Annotated in this window: 16 protein-coding genes; 9 read left to right on the top strand and 7 right to left on the bottom strand. The window is 59.1% G+C overall.

Annotation, left to right across the window (positions count from 1 at the left end):
• From BM70_RS32695 to BM70_RS32690, 3 genes are all read left to right on the top strand, one after another.
• The coding region (locus tag BM70_RS32695) for an RHS repeat domain-containing protein (RefSeq protein WP_177326588.1) at positions 1–1,733 on the top strand (1,733 nt) is incomplete at its 5' end.
• Positions 1,734–1,739: 6 nt separating this feature from the next.
• Positions 1,740–2,099 carry a hypothetical protein gene (locus BM70_RS0126140; RefSeq protein ID WP_025858766.1) on the top strand — a complete coding sequence of 120 codons (360 nt, stop codon included), beginning with the start codon at positions 1,740–1,742 and terminating at the stop codon, positions 2,097–2,099.
• A 44-nt stretch (positions 2,100–2,143) separates the two neighbouring features.
• Positions 2,144–2,644, top strand: a complete 501-nt coding sequence (locus tag BM70_RS32690) for a hypothetical protein (protein ID WP_256220946.1) — start codon at positions 2,144–2,146, stop codon at positions 2,642–2,644.
• Here BM70_RS32690 and BM70_RS0126135 read toward each other — a convergent pair.
• A complete protein-coding gene (locus tag BM70_RS0126135) occupies positions 2,587–3,024 on the bottom strand; it encodes a DUF3995 domain-containing protein (protein ID WP_025858765.1) in 438 nt (145 codons plus the stop codon). The genes BM70_RS32690 and BM70_RS0126135 overlap by 58 nt on opposite strands.
• A 92-nt stretch (positions 3,025–3,116) precedes the next feature.
• On the opposite strand from BM70_RS0126135, the gene BM70_RS0126130 reads away from it, so the two are divergent.
• Together BM70_RS0126130 and BM70_RS0126125 are read left to right on the top strand one after the other, a co-directional pair.
• The gene (locus BM70_RS0126130; RefSeq protein ID WP_025858764.1) at positions 3,117–3,506 is read left to right on the top strand and encodes a DUF2946 domain-containing protein; all 390 of its coding nucleotides are present in this window, start codon (positions 3,117–3,119) and stop codon (positions 3,504–3,506) included.
• A 95-nt stretch (positions 3,507–3,601) separates the two neighbouring features.
• Positions 3,602–5,728 (top strand): TonB-dependent siderophore receptor, encoded by a 2,127-nt coding sequence (locus BM70_RS0126125; RefSeq protein WP_025858763.1) that lies wholly within the window; start codon positions 3,602–3,604, stop codon positions 5,726–5,728.
• 91 nt (positions 5,729–5,819) lie between these two features.
• On the opposite strand, the gene BM70_RS0126120 is transcribed toward BM70_RS0126125, so the two are convergent.
• Positions 5,820–6,836: an ABC transporter substrate-binding protein gene (locus tag BM70_RS0126120; RefSeq protein ID WP_025858762.1), complete on the bottom strand. Its 1,017-nt coding sequence runs from the start codon at positions 6,834–6,836 to the stop codon at positions 5,820–5,822.
• A 134-nt stretch (positions 6,837–6,970) separates the two neighbouring features.
• Positions 6,971–7,420 (bottom strand): hypothetical protein, encoded by a 450-nt coding sequence (locus BM70_RS0126115; RefSeq protein ID WP_177326589.1) that lies wholly within the window; start codon positions 7,418–7,420, stop codon positions 6,971–6,973.
• Between the two features lie 415 nt (positions 7,421–7,835).
• Here BM70_RS0126115 and BM70_RS32685 point away from each other — a divergent pair, with 415 nt between their 5' ends.
• From BM70_RS32685 to BM70_RS0126100, 3 genes are all read left to right on the top strand, one after another.
• Positions 7,836–8,111 (top strand): hypothetical protein, encoded by a 276-nt coding sequence (locus BM70_RS32685; RefSeq protein ID WP_081782123.1) that lies wholly within the window; start codon positions 7,836–7,838, stop codon positions 8,109–8,111.
• A 110-nt stretch (positions 8,112–8,221) separates the two neighbouring features.
• Positions 8,222–8,452: a hypothetical protein gene (locus tag BM70_RS0126105; protein ID WP_025858759.1), complete on the top strand. Its 231-nt coding sequence runs from the start codon at positions 8,222–8,224 to the stop codon at positions 8,450–8,452.
• 68 nt (positions 8,453–8,520) lie between these two features.
• Positions 8,521–8,757, top strand: coding sequence for a DUF2789 domain-containing protein (locus tag BM70_RS0126100; RefSeq protein WP_025858758.1), 237 nt, complete (start codon positions 8,521–8,523; stop codon positions 8,755–8,757).
• Between the two features lie 7 nt (positions 8,758–8,764).
• On the opposite strand, the gene BM70_RS0126095 is transcribed toward BM70_RS0126100, so the two are convergent.
• The 4 genes from BM70_RS0126095 to BM70_RS0126085 all read right to left on the bottom strand — a co-directional run bounded on the left by BM70_RS0126095 (position 8,765) and on the right by BM70_RS0126085 (position 11,266).
• Positions 8,765–8,968, bottom strand: a complete 204-nt coding sequence (locus BM70_RS0126095; RefSeq protein WP_025858757.1) for a hypothetical protein — start codon at positions 8,966–8,968, stop codon at positions 8,765–8,767.
• Positions 8,969–9,083: 115 nt separating this feature from the next.
• Positions 9,084–9,539 (bottom strand): hypothetical protein, encoded by a 456-nt coding sequence (locus BM70_RS34045; RefSeq protein WP_371262185.1) that lies wholly within the window; start codon positions 9,537–9,539, stop codon positions 9,084–9,086.
• Between the two features lie 114 nt (positions 9,540–9,653).
• Positions 9,654–10,316 (bottom strand): methyl-accepting chemotaxis protein, encoded by a 663-nt coding sequence (locus BM70_RS34040; RefSeq protein ID WP_371262186.1) that lies wholly within the window; start codon positions 10,314–10,316, stop codon positions 9,654–9,656.
• 545 nt (positions 10,317–10,861) lie between these two features.
• Positions 10,862–11,266 carry a TraR/DksA C4-type zinc finger protein gene (locus tag BM70_RS0126085; protein ID WP_010564800.1) on the bottom strand — a complete coding sequence of 135 codons (405 nt, stop codon included), beginning with the start codon at positions 11,264–11,266 and terminating at the stop codon, positions 10,862–10,864.
• A 422-nt stretch (positions 11,267–11,688) separates the two neighbouring features.
• Between BM70_RS0126085 and BM70_RS0126080 the strand changes: the two genes are divergently transcribed.
• Positions 11,689–16,368 carry a hypothetical protein gene (locus BM70_RS0126080; protein WP_025858756.1) on the top strand — a complete coding sequence of 1,560 codons (4,680 nt, stop codon included), beginning with the start codon at positions 11,689–11,691 and terminating at the stop codon, positions 16,366–16,368.
• Positions 16,369–16,375 lie beyond the last annotated feature (7 nt).

Below are 16,375 nucleotides of genomic sequence, written 5' to 3'. Positions count from 1 at the left end.
GGGCCCTGGCCTACGAATACGACGCCCAAAACCGCCTCACCGCCGAACACCAGGGCTGGGGCACCCTGCGCTACGGCTACGACGCCTGCGGCCATCTTCAAAACCTACGCCTGCCGGACAACAACCGCCTCACCTTCAATCACGACAAAGGCGGTCACCTCGCCACCGTCGAACTGAACGGCGCAGTACTCACCTCACACCTCTTCAACGCCGGCCGCGAACAGCAACGCCAACAAGGCCAACTGCTCAGCACTTACCAACACGACCACCAGGGACGCCTGTTCAACCAGAGCATCAACGACGCCGAAGGCCCGGTGTACCGCCGCCACTACGACTACGACAAATCCGGCAACCTCACCCGCCTGCTCGACACCCGCAAAGGCGACCACCGCTACCACTACGACCCACTCAACCGCCTCACCCGCGCCGACCACACCCAAGGCGAGCAGGAACGCTTCGGCCACGACCCCGCCGGCAACCTGCTCATGCAAGACCGTCCCGGCCCCGACATCGTCGCCGGCAACCGCCTGATGATCCAAGGCGACCACCATTACGACTACGACGCCTACGGCAACCTGATCCGCGAACGCCGCGGCAAAGGCCATCAACTCGTCACCGAATACCGCTACGACTGCCAGCACCGCCTGATCGGCATTAAAACGCCCAACGGCCAGACCGCCAGCTACCGCTATGACCCGTTTGGGCGGCGTATCAGCAAAACCGTTGATGGCATTACGACCGAGTTCTTCTGGCAAGGCGACACACTCATCGCCGAACACCACGAGAACCGCCACCGCAGCTACCTCTACGAACCCGACAGCTTCCGCCCGCTGGCCTTGCTGGAAGGCTTCGGCCCAAAGGAAACCAAGGCCTACCACTACCAACTCGACCACCTGGGCACGCCGCAGGAACTCACCGCTCTGGATGGCGAAATTGTCTGGTCCGCGCATTACCGCGCCTACGGCGAAATCAGCCGCCTCGACATCGGAAAAGTCGACAATCCGCTGCGCTTCCAGGGTCAGTATTTCGATCAGGAAAGCGGGCTACATTACAACCGCCATCGCTACTACAATCCGGATATTGGTCGCTACCTGACGCCGGATCCGGTGAAGCTGGCGGGTGGGATCAATGCGTACCAGTACGTGCCTAATCCTACGGGATGGGTTGATCCGTTAGGGTTAAGCTCATGTCCTGGCGAAGATGGTTGCAAGCCAAGCGCTACTGCTAAAAACTCTGCGCCAAGTGTTAATGATGGAGAGCCAGCTTTACCGCAACTGACGCGTGCTGAGCGTCAGGCAAGAATTGATGAACTTGCTGAAGCTAACGTCTATAGGCGTCTAGACGAGCTTGAGAAAGCAACTCCAGGAGCTCATTTCCTAGAGAAGCACGGCGCACAAACGACACTCGAATCTCAGCTCGAACGGTTGAATACCGCAAGGAATCCGACGACAGGAATTATTGAGCGTTACACATCAGGTCCAAACACAGGTGAACCTAAATATCCTCCCGCTGCAACTCATTATCTCAGCCACAGGGATCAGTTAAACTCGATATACCGAGCTCAGCTCATTTTTAGAAGAAACGGACTCGCAGCATCATTACGAACAATGGATATGGGCAAGATTATTGGCGAAGGATATTCAAATGATGGAATGGAGTACAGCCAACAACGTAAAGCAAGAGTAATACTAAACAATCAAGGCAAGCCAAAAACCGCATACACGGAGAAATGACCAACAATGAAAAACAAACCTGACATGTCAATAATCCGCGGACTCCTGTTCACTTATGACATTGAAAATACGGATGACTTAGAGCGAGAGAGACTTATCGCGTCAAAAAATATAAATAACGAAGAAGAACTTATAGAGCTTTTTGACGAATTAACTAAACCAGACTTTCTAGATTACACAAGGAATGAGCAGGAGTGGTTCATCACCTCGATCACACACTTCTTAGCCGCGAACGACAGTTTTGATGCAGTCTTTAAAAGCATGGCAACTTACTTCAGCGCACCTGTCATTGATCAGAAAAAATTCATGCGCGTTTTATTGACTTGTTTAATGCGTTACCACAACACACCAATGTCAAAAAGTTAAAACCAGCTTTTTATAAACAAGCACCTCCCAGCGCAGCCAGACCTATGCAAACCCATACATTAGAAACCCTGATTTTGGAATATCTGGGCCAAGTAAACAAAACAACGGAATTACTTGAGCAACCCTTCGGAACCAAAAAAATTCTGGGCTTATGGAATTCCAAGAAAATTCCGCAGCGAAGCGCTGTCACCGACATGACTTACGAATTGCACAGCATTGGTTGCCACGTTTATCTATCTGACCGATGCATCGATTTTGATTGCGACCCTGATGATAGGGTCGACGGATTTAACCTTTGGCGATTATATATTTACGCGTGTGAGCTAGCGCGCAAACACAAAAAATATACCGACAAAGAGTACCTGACGCATGAATTCAACGACTACCTAAAACTGGGAAAAGCCAAGAAAATCCCCGGCGCCATGTCCAACTTGTACTTCATTCAACGTTTAACAATGGCGGCCCATCCCGAAGAGCAATCAGCCCCTCACCCCCACGCCACCACCAACAACCCCACCCCCAACACCAAACACAACGGCGAATAGAAATACGTATCCAACCTCGCAAACCTCGACCCACCCACCTTCTTGAAAAACCCCACCAACTCCGAATCCCCAATCGCCCTGGCAAACATCAGCACGGCTATCGCACTGATGCCCCACTGCAACGCCCCGTGGGACACTGCCGAGAAGTACAGCCCGGCCCGCAGGCACACCAGCAGCGCAATGGCCACCAACCCCATCGCCACCAGGAAGGTCCCGAGCGCCGAGGGTTTGAACGCGGGCTTTGGGCCGCTGGCGAATTCGCCGGGCAGTTGGGGGATGGCGGCGAGGCTGCCGAGTTTGCCACCGGCGGCCCAATACAAGTGGACCATGCTGATGCAGGTAAAAACCCCGACAATCCATCGTGCGACAACGAAGCTCATGGCTGGCTCTCCCTGAAAGGTGCGAAACAGGATAGTCGCCCTGAGATTTTTTGCAGGCATTTCGTCGGCGGCTGATGGTAAAGTGCCGCCCCATGAAACTTGCCCGTGCCGACCGCTCGCTCATTGCCTGGATGCTCTACAGCTGCGTCCTGTTCAATGTGTTCGCCTGCAGTATTGGTCATGGGCAGATGGTCGGGATGCAGCTCAATGGCATCGGCGGTCAATTTTGTACAGTGGACCCGCGCACCCAGGCGCCCAAGCCGTCCAACTCCACTGAAGAGAACCTGCCCACGCTGTCAAAGGCGTTCGGTTGCCCGCTGTGTTCAACCGGTGGCATGGGCCCGGCGCTGAGTTCCAGCCTGAATGTGGCGATGTTGCCGCAGCCCCACGCCCCACCGCCAGCCATTGTTCTGGCTGCCGACATCCCTGCCCGCTTCACCTGGCCCACCGCGCACCCACGCGCGCCGCCTGCCTGCGCCTGATCCCTTCGCTTTCTGATCTGCACTGAGTACCGTTTCCGTAAGGAAGTACGGGCGGCGGTGCGTTGTTTTCAAGCCAAGTTTTTCAGGATTCATCCATGAAACATCTACCCCTGTTGGCGGGCCTGTTCGGCTGCCTGCCTGTCTGCGCCTGGGCCCTTGAGTTGGCCCCGACAACCATTGATGGCGAACAAGCTGCCGAGCCCGGCCTGGCCCTGGACCAATCCAGCGGCGTGGCATCGAGGTTGGGATTGAGCGTGCGGGAAACCCCGGCGTCGGTGGCCATCGCCAATCGCAATGACATCGAGCGCCATGGCGCCAAGACCTTCCGCGATGCGGCCAATACCCTGCCCGGCGTCAACGCCAGCGCCCCACCGGGGTTTGGCGGGTTTGTTTCCTACCGTGGCTTTACCAGCAGCCAGATCACCCAGATGTTCAACGGCATCAACGTCGCCACCGGCCTGGCCCGGCCCGTGGATGCGTGGATCTATGATCGGGTGGAACTGGTGGGCGGCCCTTCCTCGCTGATCAACGGCGCAGGCTCCGTGGGCGGTTCGCTCAACTACGTGACCAAGCTGGCTAGCCGCGAGGAACAGGCCGCCGAAGGCCAACTCACCTATGGCAGCTATGACACCGCCGGCATGGCATTTGGTGTCAATCATGCCCTGACCGAACCCGGCGCCGATGTGCAGCACTACGCACGCCTGGATGTGAGCCGCAACACCAACCACAGCTACATCGACCGCGACCAGCGCGAGGCGTGGAGCCTGGCGTTTTCCCTGCTCAGCGACCTCACCCCCAACCTGTCCCACACCTTGGCGCTGGAATACCAGGATGAGCATGAAGACAGCCCCTACTGGGGCACGCCGGTGCTCAACCCCAAGGTGGGCGAACTGAAGATCGACAAGCACAACCGCTTCAACAACTACAACGTCGCCGACGGTCGCTACGAGCAACGCACGATCTGGGCGCGTTCGATCATCGACTACCGCATCAACGACAGCACCACGCTGAAAAACACCCTCTATCACCTGGACAGCCAGCGCGATTACCGCAACCTGGAAACCTACCAGTACAACGCTGACAACAGCGCGGTGAACCGCTCGACGGCCTACCAGGTGCGTCATCAGGGCGAGCAGAACGGCAACCAGTTCGAGTTGCGCCACGACGACAGCATGTTTGGCCTGTCGACCACCTGGTCCGGCGGTTTCGAGTACAAGGTCAACAGCACCACCAACACCCCGTGGAACGTGTCGGGTAACAGCACGGTGGATCCGAACAACTTCGACCCCGGGCACTTCTACGACATCCCGCGCACCCGGGAAAGCTTCGGCAAGGACAAGACCAACGAAGTCACCACCAAGGCGCTGTTCGTGGAGAATCGCCTGGGCCTCACCGACAAACTGTCGCTGCTGACCGGCTTGCGTTATGACGCCATCGACCTGGACGTGACCAACCACCGCGAGGTCACGGCCACCAATCCACGGCACTTCAAGCGCAGTTGGGAACCGGTGACTGGCCGCGTGGGCCTGACCTATCAATTCATCCCGTCGGCCAATGTGTATGTGCAATACAGCACCGCCGCCGAGCAGCCGAGTACCACCACGCAAGTGTTTGACGTCTCGACAGGCAAACAGTGGGAAGTCGGCAGCAAGTTCGATTACCTGGACGGCCGTGGCTCGGCCACCGTTGCCGCGTACAAGATCGAGCGCAAGGACTTTGCCGTCACTGACCCGCAAGACCCGACCAACAGTATTCCGGTCGGTGCGCAGTCATCCAAGGGCATCGAGTTGGCCAGCTCGCTGCGCATCACACCCAGGCTGCTGGCGGAAGGCAACTTCGCCTGGGTCGATGCCGAGTACGATGACTTCAACGAGAAAATCGCCAGTGGCGCGGTGGTCTCGCGCAAGGGCAACACGCCGACCAACGTGCCCAAGCGCGTGGGCAACCTGTGGCTGACCTATGACTTTGCCGAGAACTGGCAAGGTGGCGTGGATGCGCGGTATGTGGCCCAGGTGTATGCGGATAACGCCAACACCCAGACGGTGCCGGCCTACACGCTGTTCGGGACGTTCCTGCGCTACAAGGTGGACTCGCACACCTCGGTGACGGGCCGGGTGCGCAACTTGACGAATGAGGTGTATGCCGAGTTTGCGCATGTGTCGCCGGCTTACTACGTGGGTGCGCCAAGGACATTCGAGCTGGCAGTACAAACCAAGTTCTGAACACCTGAACGCAGGAGCCCGGCTTGCCGGCGATGGCAGCCGAAAGAACGCCTTCGCCGGCAAGCCGGGCTCCTACCGTGCATGCGCACGTTTATTTCAGGCTGGCTTCGACCTTCTGCGCCACATCCTCGGTCAACCAGGCCTTCCACACTTCCGGATGCTCCTTCAGGAACGCCTGGGCCACATCCCTTGGCGCCGTGTGATTTTCACTCATGGTCGCCAGGGCTTTATTCAGCGGTTCGATCGGAAACTCGACCTTCTCGAAGAACTGGGCAATCTGCGGGTGTTCCTTCTGGAACGGTGTAGAGACGCCGATACTCAGCTTGGATGCCAACGACCGCGTGGGTTTTGGATCCGGATTATCCGCATCCGTCAGGGTTTTCCACGCTTCGGCATCGAACGGCGGTTCTTCCAGTTGGATCAGCTTGTAACGCCCCATCAGCGGCGTCGGCGACCAGTAGTAGAACAACACCGGCTTGCCCCGGCGGATCGACGAGGCGATTTCGGCATCCAGTGCCGCGCCCGAGCCGCTGCGGAAGTTCACATAGCTGTCATCCAGGCCGTAGGCCTTGAGCTTCTGCTTGTTGACCACTTCCGAGGTCCAGCCGATCGGGCTGTTGAGAAAGCGCCCCTTGCCTGGGGACTCGGGGTCCTTGAACACATCTTTGTAGCGCGCCAGGTCCTTTACGTTCTTGAGGTCCGGGGCCAGAGGCTTGATGCCTTTGGCGGGGTCCCCCTTGACCACGTATTCCGGCACCCACCAGCCTTCGGTTGCGCCCTTGACCGTATCGCCCAGCCCCACCACCTTGCCTTCGGCCTCGGCCTTGACCCACACCGGGCTGCGACCGGCCCATTCTTCACCGATGACCTGGATGTCGTTCTTCGCCAGGGCGGTTTCCAGGGTGATGGTGGTGCCCGGCAACGTATCGGTGGGCAGGTCGTAGCCCTTCTCGACAATTACCCGCAGCACTTCGGTGATCAGGCTGCCGCTTTCCCAGTTCAGGTCGGCAAAATGGACCGGCGCCTGCGCGGCGTCAACCGGCAGCGTCGCCACTGAAAGCCCCAGGGTCGTCAGGGACGCAGCCAACAGCGTTCTCAATCCTTTCATGCCTTCGCACCTCGCGATATCGCAGCCAATGGCGGACGGCTTTGCTGCCTATGCGCGAAGCCTCTGAATAGTTAAGTCAACTCAACTGTAGTAGAGGTTCCGGGAGATAACGGGTGTTCGAGGTTTTTTGCTGATTACTCGCTGGCCTTGAACGTCACCAGCTCACCCTTGCGCCATTTGGCGGCCTTGCCGGTCACGGCCTTGAGGGTTTTGGTCAGGCCTTCCTGCAGTTGTTCATTGGCGGCAAACACCAGCATCACGCTGTGGCCTTCCTTGAACACGATGCCCTGGCCTTCGGCAGAAGACACAAAGGCGTAGTCGCCCAGGCCATAGACGGTCAACTTGATGTCGCGGAATTTCAGTTCGAACTTGCCGCCTTCACGGCTGGGCAACACCGCCGCGCGGAAATGATCGCCGACCTTGAGTTCCAGGCGAGGTTTGTCATCCACCACCAGGGCTGCTTCGGTGTCGACTTCTGCGATGTAGATGCCTTCCGGCGTCTGCTCAGTGATGTAAACGAAACGGGATTGAAACTGTTTGACCAACTTTGCGCGCAAATCACCCAGCACGAACAACGCGTGCATATCCAGATTACTGACTGCCAAGGAAACGCCCCCACATCGAAAAGAGCGCCGTCCGCCAGAGCGGGCAGCACAAAAAAACGGCCATCACGGCACGATCGCACAACTCATTCTTTGAAAAAAACTGAAGCAGATCCGCTGTCTCGCCAACAGACTAGTACAGACGTACGCGATGGACCTTGTGCAAGGTCATCAGGTACCACAGGAGATCACAGGTTCAACGGCCCGAGAATACGGGCCGACCAACTTCAGACAATAACCTAATTAAAAATGCAGTTTTCCGACACGCAAACACAAATAGACACGCTGTCATGGAACCGGGCGCTGGCCGGCGACGACAATACTAAAACAGCAGCGCGGATCAAAACCACCCAAACGCTGCCACCACGTCATCCGGATCGATCGAAAGGAGCAGGCCATGCAACGACTACCCTACAGCGCGATGTCTTCGCACACCCGTTCATCCTGTCAGGGCGACGCTCAATACTACCGCTTGAACGGCTTTGATGGGTACTCGGATTCGGTTCTTTACCAAGTCGTACCTGCCGGCAGAAACTTCTTTCACATTCGCGAAGTGCTCAGCGGCCGAATCAAAGGCTTTCGCAGCGATCATGTCAAGGCCTGTGAACTGGCCAGGCAACTTGAAACCCTGTTGCACGCCCCCCACGGAGCAATCGTTTCGTCAGGCCGCTAACTTAACTGCGCAGCCAACCCGCAACAACTGCCATACTGGCCCGTCCACTGAAGTTTGTGCCCTGCGGGCCAGGTTTCTCCAGTGCAGTTATCTCCAAGGGAAGGCTCTACGTGACGGAATTTGATATCGGCGAATTTTTCATCCATGGCGACGCAAGGGAAGTAGACGGTGAATTCCAAGCAGTGATCATCATGCGGGCCAAGCCACCGCTGACCACTGTCACCACGCACCAAGTGGAAAAAGACCGCTGGTTCAAGACCGTCGACGCCGCCGCCACCGCCGCAAAGGACGCCGCCAGGGCGTTGAAGTCCGCCGTGGATGGCGGCGCCCTGAATTCCTGAGAATCCGATAGAACTCTGCTGCACCACAGCCCTCCCATGCATAACGACCACCCCGCATGGAGAACGAAATGGACGCGCCAATCCCTACCCTCGAAACCCTGTTTGAACAATTGGGCCTGGATTCAACCCCGGACGCCATCGATGACTTTATCGTCGCCCATCCCTTGCCTGACGACGTGAAGCTGGTCGACGCGCCTTTCTGGTCAGCGCAACAAGCGAGTTTTCTCAAGGAAGAACTGCGCGACGACGCCGAATGGGCGATTGCGGTGGATGAGCTGAATCAGCGCCTGCATCAAGCGAACTGAGCCAGCCTCAATGCGGGCTGTCGGACTGTTCCAGGCGCAACAGCGCCTCCCAGGCAGCCCTGCACTCCTGCGCCTCATCACGACTGGCGAACGCCGTGCCACGCTGCTCACCGTTGAGCAACACCACCCAGCAAGCCTTCTGACCCAGCGCACGCAGGGTTGGAGGTACGCCACTGCCAATCATCACGGCGACATCGACTTTGTTTTGCATGGAGCTTCTCCGCAGCATTAGTTAGCTGGCTAACAATGTTGGCCATGCTACGGTTTTCCTCCAGTTGGAAAAAGCTATCCCCGGAATAGCTCCATTGCATAAACGGCAATAATCCCTAACGCTCACCTTTAGCCGCCTCGGGTTTATAGCCCAGGCGCAGCCCGCCCCAGTGCCGGCCCTTGACCATGATCGGCACCGACAGGTCGTGCATCAGTTCCCCGGTGTCGCGGGTATAGGTTTGCAGCAGAACCGTCTGTTGGTGGCTGCCACAGCGGATCCCGGTACGGTCTTCGAACTTGCGTTTGGTGCGGTTCTGCACGGCATCCACCTGCGCATCGCCGGTCAATGCCTGGGAAAACGCCTTGTTATGCGTCGGCACGTAGCCCTGGGGCGTGCAGGCGATGGCGAACACCAACCCTTCATGCCGTGGCAACAGGGCCTCCTGGATGGCCGGCAACACCTGGTCGGTGTAGCCGTCAAACCGGGTGTGGTATTTGCTCGGGCTGGTGTTGGCAATCGGCGTGTAGCTGCGATCGAACAGGTCATCCTGGCTGATGCGGTTCTGCTGCACATCGGCTTCGAATTGCGCGGCAATGCGACTCGCGCCCTCACGGGCCAGGTCATAGATGCGCTGGTGATAGTCATCCAGACCGACTTCTGCCAGGCGCTCGCTGATGGTTTCGGCCTAGCCTTCCATCTGCACGGCGGCGTCGGCGAGCTGGCGGGTTTGCTGGTCGCTGACGGACAAGTCACTGCGCATCTGCTCCACGGCATGGAACAGGCTGTCGAGCTGGGTGCGATTGGTATCGGTGCCCTGGGCGATTTCATTGACCTGGCCTTCCACGTCCGCGGCCAGGGTGGCGATACTGTGCAGTTGCTCGCCAGCATGCTCCACCTGCTCGACGCCGGTGTGCAGGTCGGCCGAGAGCTGGCGAATCTGCTCCACGACCTGGGCGGTACGTTGCTGAATGTCCGCCACCATGACCCCGACTTCATCGGTGGCCGTGGCGGTACGGCCCGCCAACCCACGCACTTCATCCGCGACCACGGCAAATCCGCGCCCATGTTCACCGGCCCGCGCCGCTTCAATGGCCGCGTTGAGCGCCAACAGGTTGGTCTGGCTGGCGATGGACTGGATCACCAGGGTCACTCGCTGGATTTCCTCACTGCGCTGGCTCAAGGCTTCGATCAGTTCACGGCTGGCATTGGCGCGCTGGCTGAGCTGGTGCATGCGGGTGATGGATTGGGCCAGCACTTCGCGGCCTTCGATGCTGCGCCGATGGGCCTGGCTGGCGGCTTGCAGCGCCTCACGACTGAGTTGGGAGGTGATCTTTTCGGTGCCGATCATCACTTCGGCACTGCTGACAATCTGCTTGGCGGCGCTCAGCTGCGACTGCAGCCGAGCGGCCAGTTGCTTGACCGAATAGGCCACGCCGGCTGCGGACAAGGCGTTATGGCTGGTGGTATACGACAGGTCGCGAGTCAACTCGCCGATGGCATCGACGGCGTCGGAAGATGCAAGGACAGGTGTGCGACTTTTCAGCAACGGCAGCCAGATCACCAGCAAGGCCAGTGGCAGGCAGAGGTAGAGTGGCAGGCTGGCAAACGCCAGGCCCAGCAAGACCAACACCAGGGCGGCGCTCTGCAGAAGCTGCGTCAACCAGCCGGGCAACCCGCGCACCACCGATTGCGGTGGCACTGCTGTGCCCCTCAGAGATCCGTCTCCAGCCATCTTCGTTACCCCACTGCTTGTCGTTATTGTCACTGCATTAAACGCCACTATCGGGCCATTATCCATGGGCCTTTAGTGGGGTAGCTTGCAGCAGATCAATAGACGGGGTGTAACGGGGCTTTCCCTGGGGAACCGCATGGCAGTCCCCCAGCTTCATCGCATCAGGCTTGGCGCTGGTGCTTGTCGATCTGCTCGTGGCGCTCTTGCGCTTCGATGCAGTACTTGGTGGTGGGGCTGATCAGCAGGCGCTTGAGGCCGATAGGCTCGCCGCTGTCATCGCACCAGCCAAAGGAATCTTCCTTGATGCGCTCCAGGGCGCGCTCAAGCTGCGGCAGCATGCGCTGGTCGCGGTCGATGGCATTCACCAGCCAGGTGCGCTCTTCTTCCACCGAAGCGGCGTCAGCCGGGTCGGCCGGGGTGTCCAGGCTTTCAATGGCGATGCGGTTCTGTTCAATGCGCTCGTGGTGTTCCACTTTCATGTCTTGCAGCAACTGCTCGAAAAAAGCGTGCTGTTCGGCATTCATGTAGTCATCCGCCGGCATGGCCAGCAACTTTTCCTTTGTCATTGATTTCTCTATAAAAAATACGTGCATTAAGGCGAATAAGGGAGCGTTCCGGAAGGCCTGTGCAGGTCTCGGAAAGGCGCCGTCCATTTCAAGCGCCACCCGGCACTCAATTTACGAGGGGCGGCAGTCTAAGGCCGACTTGAGGGCTCAGCAACTGAAATGACAGGCATTTTTCCCAGATAACCCCCAAAAGCACCAGGACGGGCTCGGCGAATGGTCATCGGAGTGCGTTTATAGCAAGAAATTCAGTGTTGTGGAGCTATATAGGAGACAAACGGTTAAATATGCCCGCGCGGCTCGCGCACGCGCGCTGAGCTGAACAGTTTGCGCGGCGGGCGGGCAGCAACGGGATACCCCCTTGGGCAAGACCGGTACCGATATAGATAGAGGCTCTGATATTCGGCTTATGAAAAGGACGCCTCATGCCCCTCAATCCGTTCAACCCCCACGCGTTGCCCACGCAAGCGCTACATGCTCAGTTCGCCTCACGCCCGCGCCTGGATACCGTGGCCCGCCAATTGCTCACCGACCTGATCAAGAAACGTTACCCCACACTGGAAATCGACCTGTCCCGTACCCAACTGGCCACACCCGCCCCCACGCCAGGCTGGACACTGTCCCCCTTCATGCCGCGTGTGCTCGACTTCCTCGCCACAGGTACAGAGATCGACCTGAGCGACCAACACTCCCTGCCCTGCTTCCTCACGGACCAACCGCCCACCCGCCTCCGCCCGCCGGGCAACACTGCACCTGCCCTCGATATGAGCGTCATCGAGGAGGTCATCCACACGCTGGCATTGACCTTGCCGACGGCATTGCAAAATGCCCTGGCCACTTACTGGGGCGAAACGGGCGACGGCGGCGTCACACGCTGGCGCTGGTTCAGCAACTGGTTGGCGGACAACCTCCGCGTCACGGGCATCAGCCAACCCGACTTGGAGGCGCCCGAGCGCGACATGCTCGAACAGCTCATCCAGTGTCCCGACCGGGATGAGCGCATCCGTCGATACGCTGCCGACGCCGTGCATGGGTATTGCCCGCAGGCGACGCTCAAGACGCACCAACAGACACTGAACCTCTTGAGCCCAGTGCTGCTGTTGGCGCAAAAAAATCGTGTCCTGCTGTGCCAGCCTGGCGGCAACTGTGAACGTTTTTCTTCAGTCGACGCCTGCCTCCAGGCCTGGGGCCGGCGCATTGCGCAGCCCTACGTGGTGGAGCAGGTGACCCTGCGGCGATGGCAGCCGGACGGCAACCTGTTCGACGCCCAGGCCGCGCTGTTGCTCAATCAGCAAGTACAAGACCTGGGCGCGATCATCCTGCCCGCCCGCCAGACACTCGATTCGCTACGCGCCCTGTGCCTGGCGATCGGCGAACCGTTGCCCATCGCCCCTGAAGCTCCGGCGCCACAGGTGCTCGCCAACCTGCGCCGCCAAATACCTGCGTGGCTGCAGCGAGCCCCGGCGAGAGACCAGATGCGCTACGCCAGCTACAGCCTGGCGCTTGCCAGCGCGAAAAAAAGCAGCCATGGCAAAACCTTCCTCAGCGATATCCCCGACATACGTACCTTCGCCATCCAGGCCCTGCTGCAACAGCTCAAGCGTGACGAGATCACCTTCGACAAGATCCCCCCCGACCAGTCGAAAGCCGCGCACTTTCACCCCGACGACCTGCAACTGACCTTCAGCGTGGCCGTTGGATACCCCGGCGGCGCCGGCTTTGTGGAGCCCGTTCATATGAGCCTCACAGACCTTGCAATCAACAACTTGCTGGGGCAGCCGCGCGGGCAACTCAGCGTGCAACATCGCCGCTCGTTACCCCTGCCAACCTGGTTGACGCCGGACTACATCAAGGGTCGCAACGGCTTGATCGAACAGGTCGATATCGGCAAGCACTACCCCGAACTGCTCGACACCCAATTGCTCGGTGACAGCGACCAGGCACGCCAACGCATCGTGCGCTTTGCCCAGCAAACCGCCGTGCAACTGCCCTTGCAAGCCCTGGAGCTGAGCCTGAAAAACCAGAACGGAATGACCGCCCTCGGCGCCCGCTACGTGACCGCTCTGATGGGTGAACGGGCCGAGGACCGTGTAGTAGAAGGGCAAACCATCGTGATTCGCCATTTGTCCCTGCTGCGTAAACCCCAAGCGGCACCGGATGCCGTTACCAATATGTACATCATCGAATCAGAGGGTGTGCTGACCGGGCCACACATCCTGTACCGACCGTTGTATGCCGAGGCCCTTCACGCGTTCGCCAGCCGCGAGGACTTGCTGCAGGCGATTGCCACACCCGGCGAGCTACACGACAGCGTATTGACCTGGTTGTCTGACGGCGCAAGGCCGATCTATGACAACGGTGGATTCATGCAACCGCATTACCCGCGATTTGGCATGGGCGACGAGTTCAGCGTGCCTGAAGTGCCCAAGCCCGCCACCCTGGCGACGGATGGCAGTAATGAAGAGTTACGCCAATGCGTGTCCAACGGCCAATTGATGCAGTTTCTGTATGGCAGCAACGCCCGCGCGCTGGTCAACCAGGCGGATCGCGCCTCGGTTTCCAATCATGAAAGTCGCTGGGGCCAACTGCTGGAAGGCGCCGGCCTGCTGTTCAATACGTTGCTGCTGCCCCTGGCCAAAGGGCCGCTGATGCTCACGGGCTGGCTATTTAGCCTGATGGCTAGCGCAAGCCACGACATCCCGGCCCTCAACAGCGATGATCCGGTCACCCGGGAATTGGCCTTGGTCGACCTGCTGCTGAACGTCGGCATGCTGATACACCAACTGCCGGCCATGAAGACCACGCCCACGGTGCCGCTCGCCGATGAGGTGCGACAACACACCGTGCGCTCGTCGATGCCCGCACGCGTACCTGAACAATGGCCACAGCCACCCGAACCGGCGATGCATTCAGGGCCGGTATTGTTGCAGACCGACGCTCAATACAGTCAGGTCGACTTCCGCTTCTCCAGCGCTCGCCAGCAGCTGACCGCCGAGCAGCGCACCCAACTGGCGACGTTCAGGACGCACAAGCCAGACCCGATGCCCAGGCCCGAGATGGATGGGCCATGCAAAGGTCTGTATTCGCACTTGCGAGACTGGTACGCCCTGGTGGACGACCACTGGTACTCCGTGAACGTGACCCCCGACGCGAGCGTGGTGATTGTCGACCCTCTGAACCGCACCCGGCTGGGGCCATTGCTGAAAACCGATGGCTTGGGCAACTGGTCGCTGGATTTGCGTCTGCGCCTGCGTGGCGGCATGCCGAACAAGCGCATTGCCGCCAAAGAAAAACATGACGCCGATCGCAAAAAGCAGCTTGCCGATGAGTACGACCAATTTTTAAAAGCACAACAAGCCCACCAGAAAAAGGCCGACGATGCAGAAATGCTGATGCACCTTGCCGCCACTCATCCGAAGTACTCCGACGCAGCCAAGGCCAGCACCCGCCGGGCATTCGACAGCGCCCTGAACAGTCAGAGCGCAACCTATCGGAAAATCCTCGACAGTCGCCAGGAGCGTAGCCAACTGCGCATTCCATTGTCGGTCGAGATACAGGCCGCGCTACTGGAAAACACAGTCAACAACGCACGCAAGTCGGTGGTCATCGCCGATATGGATCGCCAGGCGCTGCATGCCCTGAACCGAAAGTTCATCGCCAACGCCTACGAGCGAATGCCCGTCATTCGGGCCGACTTGTCTGGATACATGCAGTTTCTCAAAGACTTGAGCGAGGTCAACCAGCGACAGATCAACGCCCTGGAGCTCAAGGACCAGGCCCTGCAGGAGCTGTTCGATCTTGGCCAGGCCGGCCTTGAACGTTATAACCGCCTGACCCAGAACCGCCCGGCCGAACTGGGTTCAATCGCGGTCAAATACTCGCAACTCAATAACCTCAAATACCTGAGCATCAAGACCTGGGGTCACAGCAGCACCGGGGAATTGGCCTCCCTGCTTGACCCGCTCTCCTCTCAGATACGTACCCACGGCGAACTGCACACCCTTGCGCTCGCCCCCGAGGACCGCCTGAATGTGCTGGACAGTCTCTTCCAGCATTACGGCCAGGCGGTGGATGCCCTGCAAGGCATGGCAATGGTGCACGCCGACAACCTGGACATGGTGTACTTTGCGCGGGTCCAACAACTGGTGGAGGAGCTTTACCGCGATGTCGTGCAACAGTTGGCCATTGAGGTCAAACCTGAAACCGCACCGGCCAGGCGTCCTCCCAAGCGGCCTCTGCAGGCCGAGGGCAAACCCCAGAAAAAAGTCATCAAGACCCGCAAGCATGGCGTGTTGATCGGTGACCTGAAGCCAGCCGGCACCACCTTGCCCATCGACGTGGTAGAGGTACGTGCCGAGCAGGATGATCAGTTGCTCGGCAGTTACTCGCTGCGCGACAACCAATGGGACGAAATCCGCGAAGTACGCCCCGCTGCGCCCGCGTTGCCACCTGGGACACGCGCACTGAACCTGGTCAAGGGCGATGCGCGCAAGTCTGTACGGGAACTTGCCTCGATCATCACGCGCGAGGAAGGCTACGCGCAGATGTCCAGGTTCCCCATCGAAATCCAGGAAAGCCTGCACAAGGCGGCCGATCGCTTTACGGAACTGGCCGACGAACTGGCTCGCGCCCTCCAGGCCCTGCCCGAGGGCTCAAGAGTGCCGGCAGACCAGACGCTGCTGCACGATATGCAAGCGGCAGCCACAACATTGAGGACCAAGGGACGGGAACTGCGCATTCAACGAACACTTGAGCTGCCACCGACCGACAGCCATCTTGTGTATTTGCTGGAACAGCAACGCGTGCAACTGGCCAGACTCGGCTCACGGGTGCCGATGCGTGGCGAACGGCGTGATTTCATCCAGGAATATGCAATCAACGACACGCGGGGGTTTCCACTGTGGTATGCCCACTTTCACTACCCCGCCGCCAATACGCCGAAGCACCATTTCAGCGTGGCACACCTGAAAACCAGGGCACAACGCACAGACAGCTACTACTCGCTGCTGGCTAAAACCCAGAGCCCGCAAAGCGTTGTGGATGTGCATCGCGGGGCAATCAGCCGGGAGTTGGCCGAGCGCCACTTCCTGCCACTGGCGCCCTGAATGCCAG

Origin of the sequence: Pseudomonas sp. CHM02 (assembly GCF_000612585.1) — a bacterium.
Classification (GTDB): Bacteria; Pseudomonadota; Gammaproteobacteria; order Pseudomonadales; family Pseudomonadaceae; genus Aquipseudomonas.
This window is presented reverse-complemented; position numbering and strand designations above follow the sequence as displayed.

Bases quoted from the DNA above. Each gene is read 5' to 3' on its own strand.
- BM70_RS0126140 (WP_025858766.1), top strand. From the start codon at position 1,740: ATGAAAAACAAACCTGACATGTCAATAATCCGCGGACTCCTGTTCACT.
- BM70_RS32690 (WP_256220946.1), top strand. From the start codon at position 2,144: ATGCAAACCCATACATTAGAAACCCTGATTTTGGAATATCTGGGCCAA.
- BM70_RS0126135 (WP_025858765.1), bottom strand. From the start codon at position 3,024: ATGAGCTTCGTTGTCGCACGATGGATTGTCGGGGTTTTTACCTGCATC.
- BM70_RS0126130 (WP_025858764.1), top strand. From the start codon at position 3,117: ATGAAACTTGCCCGTGCCGACCGCTCGCTCATTGCCTGGATGCTCTAC.
- BM70_RS0126125 (WP_025858763.1), top strand. From the start codon at position 3,602: ATGAAACATCTACCCCTGTTGGCGGGCCTGTTCGGCTGCCTGCCTGTC.
- BM70_RS0126120 (WP_025858762.1), bottom strand. From the start codon at position 6,836: ATGAAAGGATTGAGAACGCTGTTGGCTGCGTCCCTGACGACCCTGGGG.
- BM70_RS0126115 (WP_177326589.1), bottom strand. From the start codon at position 7,420: ATGCACGCGTTGTTCGTGCTGGGTGATTTGCGCGCAAAGTTGGTCAAA.
- BM70_RS32685 (WP_081782123.1), top strand. From the start codon at position 7,836: ATGCAACGACTACCCTACAGCGCGATGTCTTCGCACACCCGTTCATCC.
- BM70_RS0126100 (WP_025858758.1), top strand. From the start codon at position 8,521: ATGGACGCGCCAATCCCTACCCTCGAAACCCTGTTTGAACAATTGGGC.
- BM70_RS0126095 (WP_025858757.1), bottom strand. From the start codon at position 8,968: ATGCAAAACAAAGTCGATGTCGCCGTGATGATTGGCAGTGGCGTACCT.
- BM70_RS34040 (WP_371262186.1), bottom strand. From the start codon at position 10,316: ATGATCGGCACCGAAAAGATCACCTCCCAACTCAGTCGTGAGGCGCTG.
- BM70_RS0126085 (WP_010564800.1), bottom strand. From the start codon at position 11,266: ATGACAAAGGAAAAGTTGCTGGCCATGCCGGCGGATGACTACATGAAT.
- BM70_RS0126080 (WP_025858756.1), top strand. From the start codon at position 11,689: ATGCCCCTCAATCCGTTCAACCCCCACGCGTTGCCCACGCAAGCGCTA.